This is a genomic window from Chitinophagales bacterium (assembly GCA_041392475.1).
Lineage (GTDB): Bacteria > Bacteroidota > Bacteroidia > Chitinophagales > UBA2359 > JAUHXA01.
Map to the genome: position 1 here is coordinate 2,018,368 of JAWKLZ010000002.1, position 16,867 is coordinate 2,035,234.

At 39.4% G+C, this 16,867-nt stretch carries 15 protein-coding genes; 5 read left to right on the plus strand and 10 right to left on the minus strand.

The window, feature by feature from the left end; all coding sequences use genetic code 11:
- Positions 1-36 precede the first annotated feature (36 nt).
- Positions 37-987 carry a hypothetical protein gene (locus R3E32_21405; protein MEZ4887303.1) on the minus strand — a complete coding sequence of 317 codons (951 nt, stop codon included), beginning with the start codon at positions 985-987 and terminating at the stop codon, positions 37-39.
- Positions 988-1,402: 415 nt separating this feature from the next.
- Between R3E32_21405 and R3E32_21410 the strand changes: the two genes are divergently transcribed.
- Positions 1,403-1,894: a DinB family protein gene (locus R3E32_21410; protein ID MEZ4887304.1), complete on the plus strand. Its 492-nt coding sequence runs from the start codon at positions 1,403-1,405 to the stop codon at positions 1,892-1,894.
- Positions 1,895-2,521: 627 nt separating this feature from the next.
- Here the strand turns inward: R3E32_21410 and R3E32_21415 are convergent.
- A complete protein-coding gene (locus tag R3E32_21415) occupies positions 2,522-3,049 on the minus strand; it encodes a hypothetical protein (GenBank protein MEZ4887305.1) in 528 nt (175 codons plus the stop codon).
- Here R3E32_21415 and R3E32_21420 point away from each other — a divergent pair.
- Both R3E32_21420 and R3E32_21425 read left to right on the plus strand, forming a co-directional pair.
- A complete protein-coding gene (locus tag R3E32_21420; GenBank protein ID MEZ4887306.1) occupies positions 3,027-4,097 on the plus strand; it encodes an acyl transferase in 1,071 nt (356 codons plus the stop codon). The two genes, R3E32_21415 and R3E32_21420, sit on opposite strands and share 23 nt — an antisense overlap.
- Before the next feature lie 157 nt (positions 4,098-4,254).
- Positions 4,255-4,833 (plus strand): FKBP-type peptidyl-prolyl cis-trans isomerase, encoded by a 579-nt coding sequence (locus R3E32_21425; protein MEZ4887307.1) that lies wholly within the window; start codon positions 4,255-4,257, stop codon positions 4,831-4,833.
- A gap of 156 nt (positions 4,834-4,989) precedes the next feature.
- On the opposite strand, the gene R3E32_21430 is transcribed toward R3E32_21425, so the two are convergent.
- Positions 4,990-6,435 carry a hypothetical protein gene (locus tag R3E32_21430; protein ID MEZ4887308.1) on the minus strand — a complete coding sequence of 482 codons (1,446 nt, stop codon included), beginning with the start codon at positions 6,433-6,435 and terminating at the stop codon, positions 4,990-4,992.
- Positions 6,436-6,692: 257 nt separating this feature from the next.
- On the opposite strand from R3E32_21430, the gene R3E32_21435 reads away from it, so the two are divergent.
- Positions 6,693-7,538 (plus strand): TonB family protein, encoded by an 846-nt coding sequence (locus tag R3E32_21435; GenBank protein MEZ4887309.1) that lies wholly within the window; start codon positions 6,693-6,695, stop codon positions 7,536-7,538.
- A 426-nt stretch (positions 7,539-7,964) separates the two neighbouring features.
- The gene (locus R3E32_21440; GenBank protein MEZ4887310.1) at positions 7,965-8,516 is read left to right on the plus strand and encodes a biopolymer transporter ExbD; all 552 of its coding nucleotides are present in this window, start codon (positions 7,965-7,967) and stop codon (positions 8,514-8,516) included.
- 15 nt (positions 8,517-8,531) lie between these two features.
- Here R3E32_21440 and R3E32_21445 read toward each other — a convergent pair whose 3' ends face one another.
- From R3E32_21445 to R3E32_21475, 7 genes are all read right to left on the minus strand, one after another.
- Entirely contained in the window at positions 8,532-9,956 is a 1,425-nt protein-coding gene (locus R3E32_21445) for a T9SS type A sorting domain-containing protein (protein ID MEZ4887311.1), read from the minus strand.
- 106 nt (positions 9,957-10,062) lie between these two features.
- Positions 10,063-12,450 (minus strand): DUF2207 domain-containing protein, encoded by a 2,388-nt coding sequence (locus R3E32_21450; GenBank protein MEZ4887312.1) that lies wholly within the window; start codon positions 12,448-12,450, stop codon positions 10,063-10,065.
- Positions 12,451-12,589: 139 nt separating this feature from the next.
- The gene (locus R3E32_21455) at positions 12,590-13,138 is read right to left on the minus strand and encodes a LemA family protein (GenBank protein ID MEZ4887313.1); all 549 of its coding nucleotides are present in this window, start codon (positions 13,136-13,138) and stop codon (positions 12,590-12,592) included.
- 214 nt (positions 13,139-13,352) lie between these two features.
- Positions 13,353-14,135, minus strand: coding sequence for a DUF547 domain-containing protein (locus R3E32_21460; protein MEZ4887314.1), 783 nt, complete (start codon positions 14,133-14,135; stop codon positions 13,353-13,355).
- Between the two features lie 152 nt (positions 14,136-14,287).
- The gene (locus R3E32_21465; GenBank protein MEZ4887315.1) at positions 14,288-14,935 is read right to left on the minus strand and encodes a DUF697 domain-containing protein; all 648 of its coding nucleotides are present in this window, start codon (positions 14,933-14,935) and stop codon (positions 14,288-14,290) included.
- Between the two features lie 25 nt (positions 14,936-14,960).
- The gene (locus R3E32_21470) at positions 14,961-16,535 is read right to left on the minus strand and encodes a S8 family peptidase (GenBank protein MEZ4887316.1); all 1,575 of its coding nucleotides are present in this window, start codon (positions 16,533-16,535) and stop codon (positions 14,961-14,963) included.
- A gap of 3 nt (positions 16,536-16,538) precedes the next feature.
- On the minus strand, positions 16,539-16,763 hold the full coding sequence (locus R3E32_21475; protein MEZ4887317.1) for a hypothetical protein: 225 nt from the start codon (positions 16,761-16,763) through the stop codon (positions 16,539-16,541).
- Positions 16,764-16,867 lie beyond the last annotated feature (104 nt).

The following is a 16,867-nucleotide window of genomic DNA, read 5'->3' on the forward strand; positions in this document are numbered from 1 at the left end:
CGAAGACTTTTAGGTGTTGTATTTCAACAATCTACACTATATTTTTTGTGGTTTCATCACCTCGATTTTTGTTTCTACATCACAGGTTTGGTGATTGATAATCAGGGTTGCCTTTACATTGACTCTACAATCGTTATCACTGAATGGTTTATCAAAAAGGAAGGATTGTTCGTAGTGAATTAGTTCGTGGTGGTCATCTGAATTCATAGAAATCTTGAGTTCTTCGGGAGTGGTTTGCATACAAATAAATGTACATCCGATGGATCCATTGGGTATGAGTCCATATTCCTTTGCTATTTTGCAACACGCTTCGTGCTTCATGCTTTGTTTCAAGATGATTTCATTTTCCTCAATTGAAGTCTGAATACGTTGATTTAATTTTTCACTCCAATTTACAATATACTGGCTAAGTTTTTCTTGTGCTTCGAGTTTGAGCGTGTATAGGGTAAATAGGTTTTCATATTCTTGCTGTTTGTGGGCTATTTCGGAACAGTTCATTCTTGAGGTCTTTGACAAGTAATACAGACAATCTTGAAGAATGATTTCATCTCTAATTTTCAGAATGTCCTCTCGGTTGCAACAGGGGGTGGTTTGGAGGATTGATTCAATGGAATCTAGCCTTTCTTCCAATTCTACATGCTTATTGTAAAGATATAACTTCAATCGTCCAAATTTTTTCTTTTGTTCTTCAATTTCTTGCATCAAATTTTCCATTTTTTGATGGAGGTTTGGATTGTTAAATCTGCTATGGGTGAGAAGGTGTCTGCTGTAAACGAGCATTTTTTTTGTTTGTTCTACTAATTCGTCACATCTGCCTTCTATTTCCAACGAGTTGAAGGAGTCGAATATCCACTGATTCATGGTTTTGTGTAGCTCATCACGACATAGGTTCAACTTGTTTACCTGTTCGGGTTCGATGATTGATTGATATTTGGCAAAAGTGGTATCAAATTGATAGGCTTTTTCCAATTTTTCGAGAGGAGTCATGGGACTATTTTGGAAAGCTTCGATTTGGGTTCTGTATTCTTCTATTTGATCTTTTGAACATTGGATGAAGCCAATCAGCATTGTTATGCTTATTAAACCTATAAGAGAATGGGAGAAATGGTATGGTTTATTCATGGGCGTTTTTATTAAAGGTTGACGTATTTATTTTTGGAGCTAAATGACTGGAAGCCAATTTATTTACCATCCAATTAATACAACTTATTGTTCTTAAAAAAAGTTCCTTTGTATTGCATTGATTATGAAAAATTTCTCGACTATTTTTCGCAAAATCCATATACCCCTAAATTTTCTATTTAGGCAATGTTATTTTTAGTTAAAAACTATGTTATTTAGCTAAATAATTTTATTTTTGTCAAATTATTTTCAATTTAATTAACCTAAAATTTTTAAGATTATGTCTATTAGCGATTTTTTGATTTCCGAATTGCAGTATGAATTGGCTGTTACTGAAAAGTTTCTTGCTCGTGTTCCTGAGGATAAAATGGATTGGCAGCCTCATCCAAAGTCTATGACTGTTCGACAGTTGGTAGGACATATTGCAGAAATTCCTGGATGGATTCCTGTGACAATGAATACGGGTGAGTTCAAATTGGATAACTATCAAGCTCCTTCTCTCAATTCTACTGCAGATGCAATTGCAGAATTGAAGGCAAATGGGGAGAAGGCGATTGCTTCTTTGCGGAATGCTTCGGATGAGGATTATTCAAAAATGTGGAAAATGACTCATGGAGGTCATACGCTGATGGAATTACCGAAATACAATGCACTAAGGACTGGAGGAATGGGACAATTGCCACATCACCGAGCGCAGTTGGGGGTCTATCTTCGGTTGTTGGATGTGCCTGTGCCTGCTACTTATGGACCTTCGGCGGATGAGCAGTCATAAGTGAAATTTCAAATTTAACGTATGAGTATTCAAAAAAGCCCAATTGAAGAGTTGATTAAATTGGGCTTTTCGCACTTGTGGGGGATTAGTTTTTCTGGTTCATCGAAGATTTTAGTGGAGTGGCTAAAAAGCTTCAAAAGATTAACTTTGCATAATGGAAACATCAATCTACATACACTACTACCCACGAACAATTGAAAATCGCTCTTAGGAGCAATAAGTTCGATATGTATAAATATTTATTTTTATAATTTATTTTTTCAGAATCGTCTCAAATAGGTCTCCAAGCAAAGCTTTTCCTCTGTGTTTGGTGTTAAAAACAAACTCGAAAAAGCCAATATATATCGGTAATTTATCTTGAGAAATGCCCCTGTGAGGACGTATCCAAGAACGTAAAATAGACCAAATTCCCTCCTGTGTGTTCACATGCACTTTATACTTAGCAACTCCAATAATATAAGTTCCTCAATAGCATCAAGACTTTTGTAGTTTCATTTAAAAATCTATAAGAAGGGAAAAATCAACTTTCTATCAAACAGAAAACTACAAAAATCGTATCAATTGAGGAAGTTATTTTTTCGTCGTTGCTTAAAATACTCCAAACACATAAAAACCTCAACACCTTTCTCACCTACATCGAATTGTCAAAGGAGGCGTTTGCATCACGTTGCTTGTATTGCCTGCTCTATCCACTAAATACACATCAAAAACAACTTCATTGGTGTCAATTCTTACATCTGCTGGAAAACAAGCCGCTGAGCCACTTTCATTGAAGCAACAAATCTCGCTAATCGTCACCCTTATTGTTCCGTCAATTGCTTGAGTACCACCTGAAGGAGTCAGCGTTTCAACTGAAAAGGCACGCAGAAAAAGAGAATCCAACCCGATATTTACACGGTTGTCCACCAAAAAAACATTGTCAAAAGACTGGCCACTATCTCCTTGTGCATCTGGAATAGCTCCTAAATCAGCATCCCCATCTTCAAAGTCAATAGATACGACAAAAGATTCCACAAAATTATCTATTACTGTCTTGTCAATTGTTACATTTGTAATGCGTGGTTCTATGGCATATTCTGGCCCTTTCAAACAAGACGAAAGTCCAAGAGTTGCCAAGAGGCAGAGGCCAACAATGATTCTGAAAATTTTTTGCATATCAAATAGAAATTTTGTTTTTTATTTATCTCTCCTAACAAAAACGACTGTCATTTACCGAATGTTCGCTACGGATTCTTTCAAGAAAAAAATTTTTGACTTAAAATCTCCCGATTTTGAAGCTGCAGCTTTAGAATTGTTTCGCTATCAAGCTACTGCAAACGCTGTTTATCGCCAATACCTTCAAAATCTATCCATTGACATTGCAGCCGTCACGACCATTGAAGCCATCCCTTATCTACCCATCGAACTGTTCAAAACACATCCGATTATTAGCGGGAAAGGTGAAGTCCAACAAACGTTTAGTAGCAGCGGAACTACAGGCTTACAAACCAGCCGACACCATCTTTTGGACCTTTCATTGTACGAGCAGAGTTTTCTGAAGGGTTTTGAGCATTTCTATGGTTCTCCTCAAAAATATTGCTTCCTCGCATTGCTTCCCGCTTATTTAGAACGACAAGGTTCATCGCTTGTTTACATGGCACATCATTTGATTAAACGAAGTCAACACCCCAAAAGTGGCTTTTACCTATACGATTATGGTGCGCTTGCTGACACTATTCGTCAATTAGAGGAAGCTCAACAAAGTACCATTTTATTGGGCGTATCCTTTGCACTTTGGGATTTGGCGGAGCAGTTTCCCATGCCATTGCAGCACACCATCATCATGGAAACTGGCGGGATGAAAGGCAAGCGTGAAGAGGTGATACGGGAAGAATTACACGCTATCTACCAACAAGCGTTTGAAGTAAAAAACATTTACTCCGAATACGGTATGACTGAACTTTTGTCGCAAGCCTATTCCAAAGGTGAGGGTATTTTTCGGTGTCCGCCGTGGATGAAAGTATTGGCGAGGGAAGTCACCGATCCCTTCAATATCTTGCCGCCTAATCGAACGGGTATTCTCAATATCATTGACCTTGCCAATATCCACTCCTGTGCTTTTTTAGCCACTTCCGATTTAGGTAAATATTTTGAAGATGGCAGTTTTGAAGTATCGGGGCGTATGGATGAAAGCGACATCAGAGGTTGTAATTTGCTGGTATAATTGTTTTTACAAACCCCATTTGATTTCATTAAAAAACAAAAATCTGTTTGTTAGATTTACAAAACAATACAAAAAAATGACAAAGATTCTCTTTTTTTCATTCCTTATTGCGTTCTTTGCACCTTCAATTTTAAATGGTCAAAATCAAAAGAACAAAATGGATTCAATTAGTTATAGTGTGGGTATTTTGATGGGACAAAACCTCAAAGGTTTTGAAGGCTTAGATGTAAAGCAAATCGCAAAGGGTTTGGAAGATGTATTGGAGGGCAAAAGCCTCCAAATAGATTTGGAGGATGCCCAAAAAATCTATCAAAACTATGCTGTCGAAATGAAAGCCAAACAGAATGAGGCACTTACAAAAGATGGTGCAGAATTTTTGGCGAAAAATGCCCAGCGCAAAGAAGTCACTACTCTTCCAAGTGGACTTCAATATGAGGTATTGAAAGCGGGCGAGGGGTCAAAGCCTACTTCAAGTAGCAAAGTGACAGTTCATTATGTAGGTACGCTTATCAATGGTGAAGAGTTTGATAGCTCTGTAAGACGAGGCCAACCCGCTACTTTTGGGGTGACACAGGTGATTAGCGGTTGGACAGAAGCCCTTCAATTGATGCCCGAAGGTTCTAAATGGAAACTGTTTATTCCCTACAATTTGGGATATGGCGATAGAGGCGCAGGTCAATCTATTCCTCCTTATGCAACTTTGATTTTTGAAGTTGAGTTGTTGAAGGTGAACTAAATTTAAGTGAGATGACGGAATAGAGAGGCGAGAAGTCAGACTTCAATATTGTTAATTCTCGCATCTCTGCTCCCTCGTCCAAAATCAAGTAAGTGGCGACTTAATTTTTATACAAAATATTGATAACCATTTTTTTTTTAAAAGCCAGTTACCCTACTACTTCAATCTCGCCGTAGTCGAACCACCAATCCAACAATCACTCAAAGGAACTCTGTCCCCATTTTTGACACCGCCTCTCATAAATCCCTCTTGAACAGTAGGGTAGTATTGGCTGTACTTATTGATGCTTTGATTCGCTTCACTCGTTACATCAGGGTCAATGTCCTTGGCTTTCAACCACATATCCGTAGCAGCCCAAGACACTCTCTGACTTTCCCATCCTGTACCAGAACCGCACAACTTACCGCTTGAAGCATACAAATCTCCGATAAACAAATAAGGTTTGCCCCATCCAGGTTGTAGATCTGCTGCCTGCAATGCGTATTTGCGTGCTTGAACCGCCACACTTGTCGTCAGACTGCTCACTTTTCGGCGTTCAATCGTTGCCAAGTTCATGTAGATTTTTGCTTTGTTGGAATTGTTGCTTTCCAGTTCAATCGCCTGCAAGAAGTATTTGGTTGCCAGTTCAGTATTTCCTTCTTTGTAGTAGCGACCAGCCAATTTTCTTGCACCTGCTGCCGTAGGTTGCAGCTCAAACAATTTGTTGTTCAACTCTGCATACAAAGGCTGAGTCGTACATCTGCCCTTAGCCAATCTGGACATCAATTTTTTGATGGTTTTCAAATCATTACTATTGCTTCTATATTCAGGTTCGTATTTGGCAATAATGCCTGCACAATCTTTGGGTTCATTGAAGATGTCAATGTATTTCTCCATTTCCTCTGCAATCACATCGAGTTTTGCCTGTGTTTTTTCGTAATTGTCTGCATTTTCGTTTTCTGCTTCTATATTTGATTCTACAATGTCCGAAAGTTTGGCATACTCTTCCATCACCTTCGCAGCTCCTTCTTTGTCAATTTTGCCGTCTTTAATTTGCTCAGAACGTTTGATTTTCAAATAGTCCAACAGCACATAATAGGGCGCATCTTCTTGGGCAATGTCCACCGATGCTAAAATCAATTTATTGTAAAGTGCTTCATTATCAGGCAAATGTTTCTTTACCTTCAATGCTTTGTATGCCGACAATTCTCCTTCTTCTCCAAAATATTCCATGCGTTTATCATACATCATTAACATCGAATCAATGTAAGCCTTTTTGACGGTTTCGTCTGTGGCTTGCTCCGCCAAAGTTTCATACATATTGCCGCCATCTATATAAGGCGTTTTTCTGGCCTCTGGTGCGTTTTCAATCACATAATGCCAGTACGGAAGCGCATCCTGAATTGCGCCTTGTTTGTAAAACTCTCGGTAAAGCGAATAATTCTTAATGGTTTCGAGACTATCGGGTCCCCAACGACCTGTATAACCAGGAGGATTACCCGTCGGCGTTGTGTCCACCGTTTCTGTTTTTTGGGTTTGTTGTGCGCCAGTTCCGCAGGCATAAATCAATACGGCTATCGAAAATAGAAAGACAGCCATCATCAGGTATTGTCGGTTTCTCATAGGTATAGGTATGGTTTGTTTTGATGAACTAAAAAAATAACGATATGACCAAAGATAAGTTTATTTCCAAAAACACTTACTACCTCTACTTCTACACTTATTCGCTTATCTACTACACTTACTTATTTGTCCTTTTTTTGAGCTTAGTAATGGCTTATATTTGAAGTAATGAAATTGATAATCATCGTTTTATTTGCAGTAAGATACTGTTTTTAACAAAATTTTCAAATATTTTTTCATCATAAAATTTCACCACCATGATGTATTTCGCACTATTGGCTGCAAGTCCAGTTCTTGCAGTTCTTTTCTACAAACTGCTCTTCAATAGCCGTTCTCCCGAAAAAATTCAAGAACAATACAAGGACAAAGAAGTGAGTAGTTTTGTAAAGAAATATCCAGAAGCCGATGTCAACTCCTTCAATGGCGTATTTTTGAAAACGGGCTTGGCTCTGTCGCTTGCCTTTGTGTTGTATGCCTTTAGTTACGCACCCGAACAACCCAAAGGATTGGATTTGGGAACTGTGATGGTTCCAGACGACATTGAAGTATTGCCGCCTCCTAGCACCCAAGTTCCACCACCTCCGCCGCCACCTCCGCCGCCACCACAGTTGGAAGTTGTTGAAGATGAAGAAGTGTTGGAGGATGAGCCTGAAATTTTGGCGCAAGAAGTGGAGGAAGATACCGAAGTAGAAAACATTCCAGAAGAAGTTCCTATGCCAACGGATGATGTAGATGAAGAGCCTGTTATCGAACAAGTTGTAACAACTCCTGAAGAACCCGAAATTTTCACCATCGTTGAAGACATGCCCGAATTTCCTGGCGGTCAAGCCGAACTCTTCAATTTCATTGGCAGCAATGTGAAATATCCTCCAATGGCCCGTGAAAATGGCATTGAAGGAACGGTTTATGTCGGTTTTGTGGTCATGGAAAATGGCAGCATCCAAAATGTGCAAATCAAAAGAGGTTTGGCTGGCGGTGGAGCAGGTTGTGATGCAGAAGCGATGCGGGTCGTCAATGAAATGCCCAAATGGAATCCTGGCAAACAACGTGGAAAGCCTGTAAGAGTGGCATTTACCCTCCCGATTCGCTTCAAGCTGAACTAAAATACAGCAATTTTCTCATAGTCAAAAGACACATAAAAACCTGAATCCCTTCAACTCCTGAATAAAAGGGATTTATGAAGACCGTTGGTGCATTTTGGTGTGTTGGCGGTCTTTAGAATTTAGACAATGGACGATGGACGACAGACGGAAGATGAAAGACTTTAAATCCTTGATAAAAAATGCAGTTTAATTATAATCAAACATTTACATCCTATATCTTTTGGACTTTGGACGAAAGAAGTGAGAAGCGGGAAGCAAGATGTAAAAATTTGGTAATCAATGATTTGCTTGTTTTTGTCGTTTAATCGTAAGTTGTTCATTATCAATTGATTAATATCCCACTTCTCGCATCTCTGCTCCCTCGTCCAAAGTCTAAATATCTTACGTCCTACATCTTTTGTCTTTCATCCAAAATATCCAATAATTATGCAACGAACAACATCCAGAAAACCAAACGAAATCAACGCCAGTTCGATGGCAGACATCGCTTTTTTATTGCTCATTTTCTTCTTAGTGACCACCACCATGGATGTCGACAAAGGTTTGTTAACCCTTTTGCCGCCCTATGAAGTCGGAGAAAACAACGCCCCCGTCAATGATAGAAATGTATTGCAAATACTGGTCAATGCCAAAGATGAACTGTTGGTAGAAGGGGAACCCATACACATTCGAGATTTGAAGGAAATCAGCAAAATACACATCAACAACTACGGTAAAAACCCCAAGTATTCGGATGCGCCTGATGAAGCGGTTATTTCCCTCAAAAACGATAGGGGCACTTCTTATGAAAGATATGTTGAAGTCCACAACGAAATTCGGGCTGCTTACAGCGAACTCCGCAATGAGTACAGTGAGCGAAAGTTTGGATTGGATTACAAGGAATTGGGTGAAAATCAGCAAAAAGAGGTGCGACAGGAATATCCTTTACGCTTGTCAGAAGCAGAACCCGAAGATTTTGGAGGAGTGGGAACGGAGTGAATGGTAGTGTAGTTTTTATTCCACCACCAACTTCCCACCTTCAACTCGCTCTCCTTCAATTTCAACACTATACAAATAAACTCCGCTCAACCATTCTCCAACCTCCAATATCAAACTTGAACTCCCAATATCCAATATCCTATTATCTATCAATCTCCCCAAATAATCATACACCTTCAATACGCCTTCTTTCGGAATTTGATACTCAATAGTAGCCTGCCCTCTCACAGGATTGGGACTAATCTGCAAAAAACCTCTGTGTCTCTGTGCCTCTGTGTTCTCAATATCCACCACCGTCTCCACACAACCCAATTCCTCACAAAAATTACCTTCTTCGTCTATGGTGACGAGCCAACCATGTTGTGGAGTATTGTGCTTCCATCCCGTTAAAACATAGCCTCCTTCAATTTTATCTATATCCCTAACATAGTTATCTGCAAACAAATCAGAAGTAATGTGTTTCATCCAAAGTAGATTTGCACTACTATCAAAGTTCATTATCAAAGGATAGGTAATATAATCATCTGTAAGTTTAAAAGAAACTCCAATAAATCCACCATCTTCTCTAAAAACAAGAGGAGTCTGTATGGTTGCATCATGAGTACCTATAACATACTTTTTTTCCCATATAATATCCCCTTCTGTATCTAATTTAGCATAATAATTTTTCTTAATATTATTTTCTCTAACTCCACCTTCTAATAAGAAATTTTCATTTTCCAAGACATACATTCTACAAGCAGGTTCATTTCTGCCAAAACCTATGTTTTTTTCCCAAATTTGGTTCCCTATACTATCTATTTTGACAATATACATATCATCCGCATTATCTTCCGTATCACTCACACCTCCCAATATATAACCTCCATTTATGGTTTCTGCTATAGTAAAGCCCAAACAAGAACGCTTTAAACAATAATGATTTTCCCACTCTACTTCCCCCTCTGCATCCGTTTTTATGGTATAGATAGCTATTTCCTGTTCACCAACCTGCAAAGTTCCAACAATGGCAAAACCTCCATCTTTGGTTGTAATCACTCCTCCTGCTGAATCAAAACCTTCATTTCCATAGTGTTTTATCCACAAGATTTCACCCTCTTTGGTAAATTTTACCAAGACAATTTTTGTATTGGTTTCTGAAACAAATTTACCATGTAATACTGCCAAATGACCGTCTGATGTTTCGATAAAATCATTACCTCCACTCAAGCCATCCGTAGTATCCAATAGGTGATGGTTTAGTACAGTTCCTTCTTTATCCAATTGAGCAAAATGAAGAAACCTGTCTTCTATACCAGATATTCCAACTATATAATAGCCTTCATCAAAAGGAATAGTTGCCCTTATAGATTGATTGGATTCATCTATTGTTACTTTTTTATTGAAAAAAGTAAAAGGTTGAGAAAAAACTAAAGATGTATTTGTTGTAATTACAAGCAAAAAAATAAGATAAGTTTTATTTGACATAAAAATACTATTATTTAAAATAAAAAACCAGTAAGCACTTGATTGTACTTACTGGTTTTTTATCATTTTTATTGGACTATCACCAACTCCCCCCGCCGCCGCCGCCGAAGCCACCGCCACTAAATCCACCGCCACCCGAAAAGCTGCCGCCGCTACCACCAAAGCTGCTACTACCGCCACTACTCGAAGGATAAGACACAAAGGTATTGCCCATTTGTTTCATGCCATTGCTCAGGCTGTCCATGAATACATGCGTATTGAAGTTGTTGTAACTGCCTTGGTACCAATTCGGTTCAGGCGGTTGAATGGACAAACCTTCAAACTTTGCCGCCCACTTATCCGCCAAATCAAATACGATGGCATAAGGCAGGGTTTTGTCGAAATAGTTGGGGTCTTCTTTGAGGAAAGTTTCGAGTTTGTGGGCTTCCGCACTTTTGACAAACTCCCTAAAACCCGCCAATTTTTTGTACAGGTCCATCCCAATCGGTGCTTTTTTGGGCATGATTCGCCCAAAAATCAAGAGCATAATGCCCGATAGGAGAACGGTAATCGCAATGTCGCCTAACTGAAATTGATTGCCTGCCCCAAAGCCAAAAACAGCAGCAATCAAACCGCCTACCAATGCCATAGTACCAAAAACCAACATAGCAGTACCGCAGCCTCTTGTTCTCGGCACATAAAACGAGCGTTTTTTGATTTGCGTTTCCAGTTCCTCCCTTGCTTGCTGCATCGTAGTGTGGAACTTATTGGTTAGACTACTTAGCAGAATCGTATTGCCGCTTTTGAAGATGCCATTGAAGAGGGTGTTTTCGTAGGTATGAGCATTGACGGGCAGTTCTTTGAGTTTTTGAAATTCAAAATCTATTTTCTCCGACAAACCCAAAAACCTTTCCTCTCTGATTTCCTTGATTTTCAGATGTCCATTGGTCGCCCAATACGGAATCAATGCCAATAAATCTCGGTCGTGTAGTTTGTCGTCAATCAAAATTCCCGATTCGGCAGGGGTCAGCTCAGAAGGAGGACGGTATTGCGTAGCGACACTGAACTCTTCGTCCTTTCCTTTTCGCAGCCAAAGCCAATACAAGCCACCAAAAATGAAGAAAGGCAAAAACAAAATCCAATTGTTTTTCCAAACCAAATTGAGCCAGTTCAACCAACTGCTATCGAAAAAGTCTTTGGGTACAAGGATTTCGTAATCAAGGCGTTCACGCATCAGCATCATCTCTTTGGTGTTGATAACCACCGTATTCAAGTCAGTGCGTTTTTTATCAACCGATATGGTTTTGCCATTTCCTTTTACGATTGCCTCGACTTTTGAGCCGCTTCGACCTTCTGGAAAATGCAGGGTGACGGTGGCACTTTCGACAGGTTCAGGCCATTGCCAATATTTACTCAAAGGGTTGTCAAATTGCAGAAAATCAGGACTATTTTTTGCAGCCAAAAAATTGCCATAGGTTTCGTATTCCACTTCAAAAACCCGTTCCGTTCCCATTTCCACATCCTCTGTATTGAGGTAAAAAGATTGGTATGCAGCATTGTAGGAGATGTTTTCCCCTTTCACCTTTTGAAGTCCATAGCGGTATTCTCCTCCAATGATTTTGGGTGTACTTAGCGGACTTTGCCAGCCAATCGTGGGGTCAAAATCTCGGTAAATGGGATAGGTCGGCTTCAAAAAATGAATGATATACGTTTCTCTGACCTTTGCAGTTCCATTTTCTGAGAAGGTAATGTCTGTGTCCAGTTTTTTGAGGTAGTATTTATCTGCAATGACCGACATGGGCAAAGGTTTTTTCTCAAGATAGTTCTCTTGAAAAGCAAAGACCGCCGAAACGCCCTCTTTTGGATTTAAAGCCCTTTGGCTCTGTCCTTCCAATACCTGACCGTCAAAAGATTCGGTAAAGACTTTTTCTTTTGCACCCAAACTTCCTGCAAATACTTGATAGGCTTGTTTTTCGGCGGGAATAAATTGGGGTAGTTCAATGCGGAAAGAAGATTGAAGGATTGGCACATCCCATTCAGTACCAATGACATTCCAATAAAATTCGCTGTGATTTGGGAAAAAATTGATGGCATTATAGACCTTGAAGTGAATCTTGTATTGCTGCTTTCCTTCAATGTATTTGTCTGGTGAGCCAATGCGAATGTTCAAATATCCTTCGCTTTTCACCTCTGTATATTCCCAATTTTCAACGCTGATGCTGTCCAGATAAATGTCGTAAATGAGTCCTTCTCTTTGCGCTTTTTGAGTGCCTTGCGGTAACGGTTCTACTTTGTAATTGACGGGAATCGAGCGAAAAATGCCCCGCCTTTGTTCTTTGAATACTACGTCAATGGTTTCGTGTACCCAAAAACTACCATCTGTTTGTAGTTCGATTCGCACGTCGTAGTTTTCGATGTCAAAGTATTCGGCAAAAGCGGATAGGGAACAGAGTAGGATTATGAGAAGGGTAAAAATTGCGTTTTTCATTGCAGGGAGCAGCTTGTGATTGGAAAAATGAGAATTTATCAACAGATACGAGAAAGAACACAAGATAAAAAAAGACGCAAGACATAAGCACTTCGTCTTGCGTCTCACGTCTTTTGTCTTGCATCTTTTACCTCACGTCTTAAAAGTGAACCTGAACGTTTTCACGCTCTTGTGCTTCTACTTCAAAATATTCGTAAGGGTTGAAGTTGAACATTTTGGCAACAATCATGGAAGGGAAAGTTTCAACTGCATTGTTGAAGTCACGAACAATGGCATTGTAGTAGCGGCGGGCATTTTGAATATCGTCTTCCACAGTATTGAGCGTTTCCTGCAATTGAAGGAAACTGGTGTTGGCCTTCAATTCTGGATAACTTTCTACCACCAACATCACTTGCTTCAATGCGCTGGTCAGCATATTTTCGGCCTGTGCTTGTGCGGCAACGCTGCTATTTGGGATATTGACCGCAGCATTTCGTGCTTGCACTACTTTTTCAAAAGTTTCGCCTTCGTGTTTGGCATAGCCTTTCACGGTTTCTACCAAATTGGGAATGAGGTCATAACGGCGTTTGAGTTGCACATTGATGTCGCTCCATGCGCCTTCTAAGCGGTTGCGGAGTTTGACCATATTGTTGTACATGCCCATCAAAACGATGCCAATAACAACGAGTAAGATAATAGGAATAAACATGGTATTTTTGTTTTTAGTGAGAAAAAGGTTTTGTGTAAAACTCAAAAAACAAATTCAAGCTCAAATTCAAAACAAACAATGGAAGTTGATTTTCCTTCAATTTTGAAGTTGGGAACTTATTTTGCAAGCATTACCAATATTAAAACGTTTCTAAGATACTATTTTTTCTACAATTTTTACAAAATAATATAAATTCTAACAACTCCAATCATTATTATTTCGCTTCATTCAAACTCCAATTGTAATCCAAATAATCCACCGAAGCATTGGCGTTTATCTTGGTGTCTGAATATTTGTTGAGGAAATCAATCAGCGTACCGTTTTTGGTGAAGTCACCTTCAAACCACTTGAATATCTTGGATATTTGTATGTTGTTGCTGGTGATTTTGTTTTTGGATGGATCGTTGATAAATAGGCGGGCTTGTTGGTCTAACTGTTCATATAGTTTGTCTGCGGTGAATGCAAACTGTGGCAAAGCAGGACAAGAAGCAGAGGCACAATTGACTCCAACGTGTATGCGTGGGTCTTCAAAACGCTTACGTAAAAAATTGTGTTCGATGTTATTGAGGTCGTATTTTGCTCCTTCAATCTCAATGAATTTGATATCCCACGGTGAATTTACAAAGGAAATACTGGGACCAGAAGTCACATCTTTGATACTTTCAACGGGATAGTTGTCGAGAATCAGTTGGACGGTAAACGCATTGTAGGCATTGATCCAATAAGCCATCTGTTCTTCTTTCGACCAGTTTTTGTCGTTTGGATGGTGTTCGGATACTTTTTGAAGATAGGTATCCAATTTTTTTCTATCTGTTTGAAATCCTTTGTAATCGACCAAACCTTGATTGTTCACATGCACTTTTAACAAACTATCCCAAGTTTCGTGGGTAATTGGGTCAGATTTTGAAGATATTTTATATTTTGGAGAGCAACCTATTAATAGGAATAAACTCAACAACAACAAGCTCGCTTTTTCGATGCAGTTTTTGAAAGTCATAAATGATAACGTTTTAAAATAATGATTTGCAAGTAATAAACAGTTTTGTTTATGTATTGACCATGATTTAAACGCCATCTAAAGAAGAAGGTTTTGTTTACTTTCGTCTATTGTTGGACAGTTGAAGTTGAGATACAGCTAATATAGAAAAACTAGAGCCGTTTCAACAAATCCTCTTTTTTCTTCAAAAACTCTTCCTCTGTGATCACTTCTTTGTCCCGTAGATTGCCCAATTTTTCGAGTAGCGCAAATACATCTTCTTCGCTTGCAGTTCCTTTTTTGTTCTTTTCTCCAGCAGGTTTTGGGTTCACAGGTGGTTTGTCGTTCATAGTTGCTTTTCTACCACCTTGTTCCTTATCCAGTTTACTCACATATTCTTTGCCTTCTTCAAAAGCTCTGGCAAACAAGTTTTTACCTTCCTCCAAGTCAAAGTCCAAAATAGTGCGTCCACCTTCGAGATTGGTGATAAATACCTGCCCCAAAGCATAGGTCGAAGCTCCTGAAAGCACTGCCATAGATACGCTTCCGAAAAATGTGCCAACACCAGGAAGCGTTTTCACTGCACTAGCCCCCAGTCGAGCCAAACTGCTACCTGCCAAGGCGGTAATGGCATTTCGTGCCAAGTTTTCGGAGAACCGCACATCATAGAGTGTACACAAATCTTTGAGCATACTCATCTGAACAGAGGTGACAGCAATCACATCTACAAATGGGATTGGCAAAGTACCTGCCCCCATTGCCATAAAAATATTGTGGTTTACAATATCTTCTGCTCTATCTTTTCTGGTTAATTCGTCCATCGTATTGTTTATTTGTTTTTTTTAATTAATCAATCACCTGCTCCAATACCTTCAATGGTTGGATAAAATTACCTGTTTTTTGCGTGTCAGTAGTTTCAATACCTGTATCCTTCAAAATTTCATAGGCTTCTTTGGTGGTGATTTTTGGATTGACTGCTTTCATCATTCCCAACAATCCTGCTACATAAGGAGTTGCCATTGAAGTACCACTAAATACTTGGTAATCTCCACCAGGATAAGTAGATAAAATATCAACTCCAGGAGCTGCAATACCCATTTTTACATCATCAATGGTATTGGAAAACTTGGCTCGGTTCAAGTCGCTGTCCACTGCCGAAACCGTAATCACACCTTCACAGTTTGCAGGGGTAAATTCTTTGGCACTCATATTGGAGTTTCCTGCCGCTACGACTACGATTGCATTGGCTTTGTTGGCATATTTTACTGCATCATTGTAGGCTCTTTGTGCCATGTCATTGGAACGACCTCCCAAAGACATCGAAAGCACATCTGCCCCAATATCCGCCGCTTTTATCATCCCATTGATGATGCCTTGTTGAGAGCCAAATCCGTAGTCACTTAATACTTTGATGCTTGTAATCTGCACAAAATCATTGTTGGGAGCATAGGAAGCTACTCCAATTTTGTTGTTGGAAACAGCACCTGCAATACCCGCACAGTGTGTGCCATGTCCACGTTTATCGCTGTCATATTTTTTGAGAGTCGTCACATAATTGTCCTTCAAATCGGGATGTTGTCCATCTACTCCCGTATCCAATATCGCTATTTTGGCGACTTTGGTAGGTTTTATTTTGGCTTCATTCAAAAACTTGTAGGTATCGTTCATTTTCATCCATTCAAAACCCCACAATTCATTAACCCGCTCATCGTCAATTACATATTTGATTTGATTTTTGGGTAACTTATTTGATTCCAATGGGTCAACCGACACGATTTCGTTGTATTCCACCCAGTCTATCATTGAAGTCATTCCTTGGAGTTGGTTGAAAACTTCCACTACTTTGTTTTCATACTGATCGGCAATATCTACCACATAATATTCGTCCAAATTGGTTCGCTCAGGATGTGCCATTTCGGGGAAAGCACGCTGAATGTTCACCTCATATCCAGCCAGAGCTTGTTGGATATCCTTCAATTTGTTTTCGTCTTTGATGTCAAACAACAACTCTCCGTTTTGATCAATCGGCACTTCTAATTGGGCTACAACAGTTGTTTCTTCTCCTCCCAGTTTGTGTTTGCTAAACGATTTTTCGAGTACGGCAGGAGCATACAACCACATCATACCTCCCAACAAACCCATGAACCACAGTCCAAACCATGATTTTTTGATGGCTACTTTGGTGGTAAGCCAAGTCAAGATGTGCAACAATCCTAAATCTCTAATCAACAATACAACGATGTTGGTTTCGGCATATTCGGCATTGTAAAACACATTGAAGAGGTAAAACCCTGTGGCAAGGAAAAAGCCAATTTTGGGAATCCATGCCCAGAACTTCCGCCCTCGTACATCAAAAAACGACCAGAAAATGGCAAAGAATAGACTGGCTAAATAGCTAATCGAATATAGGGATAACATCATGACTTATATTATTTTGTAGTTGGTGATTTCCATGGGGTTGCCCCACATGACTGTTGAAAAGAAGTCGTCTATGGTATTGCCGCTTATTTCTACCTTCAATCCCTCTTTTTCAAGAGCAGAAGGCATATTGACGGGCAGCCATTGTTTGCCATTGTTGGCTTCAAGGCCCCAAAAACCCATTTCTATATTCTTGTAAACAACTTTTCCTGTGAAATTGATTTGACTCATTGTAATCACTATTAGGTGATGCAAAGTACCTGTAACAGTAAGATAATGATTTTAAAGAAGAAAAAGTTCCCAAAACGAGGGGGAGAGGTAGGTGAAAAAATGTT

Coding starts and splice junctions, on each gene's coding strand:
- R3E32_21450 (MEZ4887312.1), bottom strand. CDS start 12,450: ATGAAAAACGCAATTTTTACCCTTCTCATAATCCTACTCTGTTCCCTA.
- R3E32_21430 (MEZ4887308.1), bottom strand. CDS start 6,435: ATGAGAAACCGACAATACCTGATGATGGCTGTCTTTCTATTTTCGATA.
- R3E32_21455 (MEZ4887313.1), bottom strand. CDS start 13,138: ATGTTTATTCCTATTATCTTACTCGTTGTTATTGGCATCGTTTTGATG.
- R3E32_21460 (MEZ4887314.1), bottom strand. CDS start 14,135: ATGACTTTCAAAAACTGCATCGAAAAAGCGAGCTTGTTGTTGTTGAGT.
- R3E32_21440 (MEZ4887310.1), top strand. CDS start 7,965: ATGCAACGAACAACATCCAGAAAACCAAACGAAATCAACGCCAGTTCG.
- R3E32_21435 (MEZ4887309.1), top strand. CDS start 6,693: ATGATGTATTTCGCACTATTGGCTGCAAGTCCAGTTCTTGCAGTTCTT.
- R3E32_21475 (MEZ4887317.1), bottom strand. CDS start 16,763: ATGAGTCAAATCAATTTCACAGGAAAAGTTGTTTACAAGAATATAGAA.
- R3E32_21470 (MEZ4887316.1), bottom strand. CDS start 16,535: ATGATGTTATCCCTATATTCGATTAGCTATTTAGCCAGTCTATTCTTT.
- R3E32_21405 (MEZ4887303.1), bottom strand. CDS start 987: ATGACTCCTCTCGAAAAATTGGAAAAAGCCTATCAATTTGATACCACT.
- R3E32_21410 (MEZ4887304.1), top strand. CDS start 1,403: ATGTCTATTAGCGATTTTTTGATTTCCGAATTGCAGTATGAATTGGCT.
- R3E32_21415 (MEZ4887305.1), bottom strand. CDS start 3,049: ATGCAAAAAATTTTCAGAATCATTGTTGGCCTCTGCCTCTTGGCAACT.
- R3E32_21465 (MEZ4887315.1), bottom strand. CDS start 14,935: ATGGACGAATTAACCAGAAAAGATAGAGCAGAAGATATTGTAAACCAC.
- R3E32_21420 (MEZ4887306.1), top strand. CDS start 3,027: ATGATTCTGAAAATTTTTTGCATATCAAATAGAAATTTTGTTTTTTAT.
- R3E32_21425 (MEZ4887307.1), top strand. CDS start 4,255: ATGGATTCAATTAGTTATAGTGTGGGTATTTTGATGGGACAAAACCTC.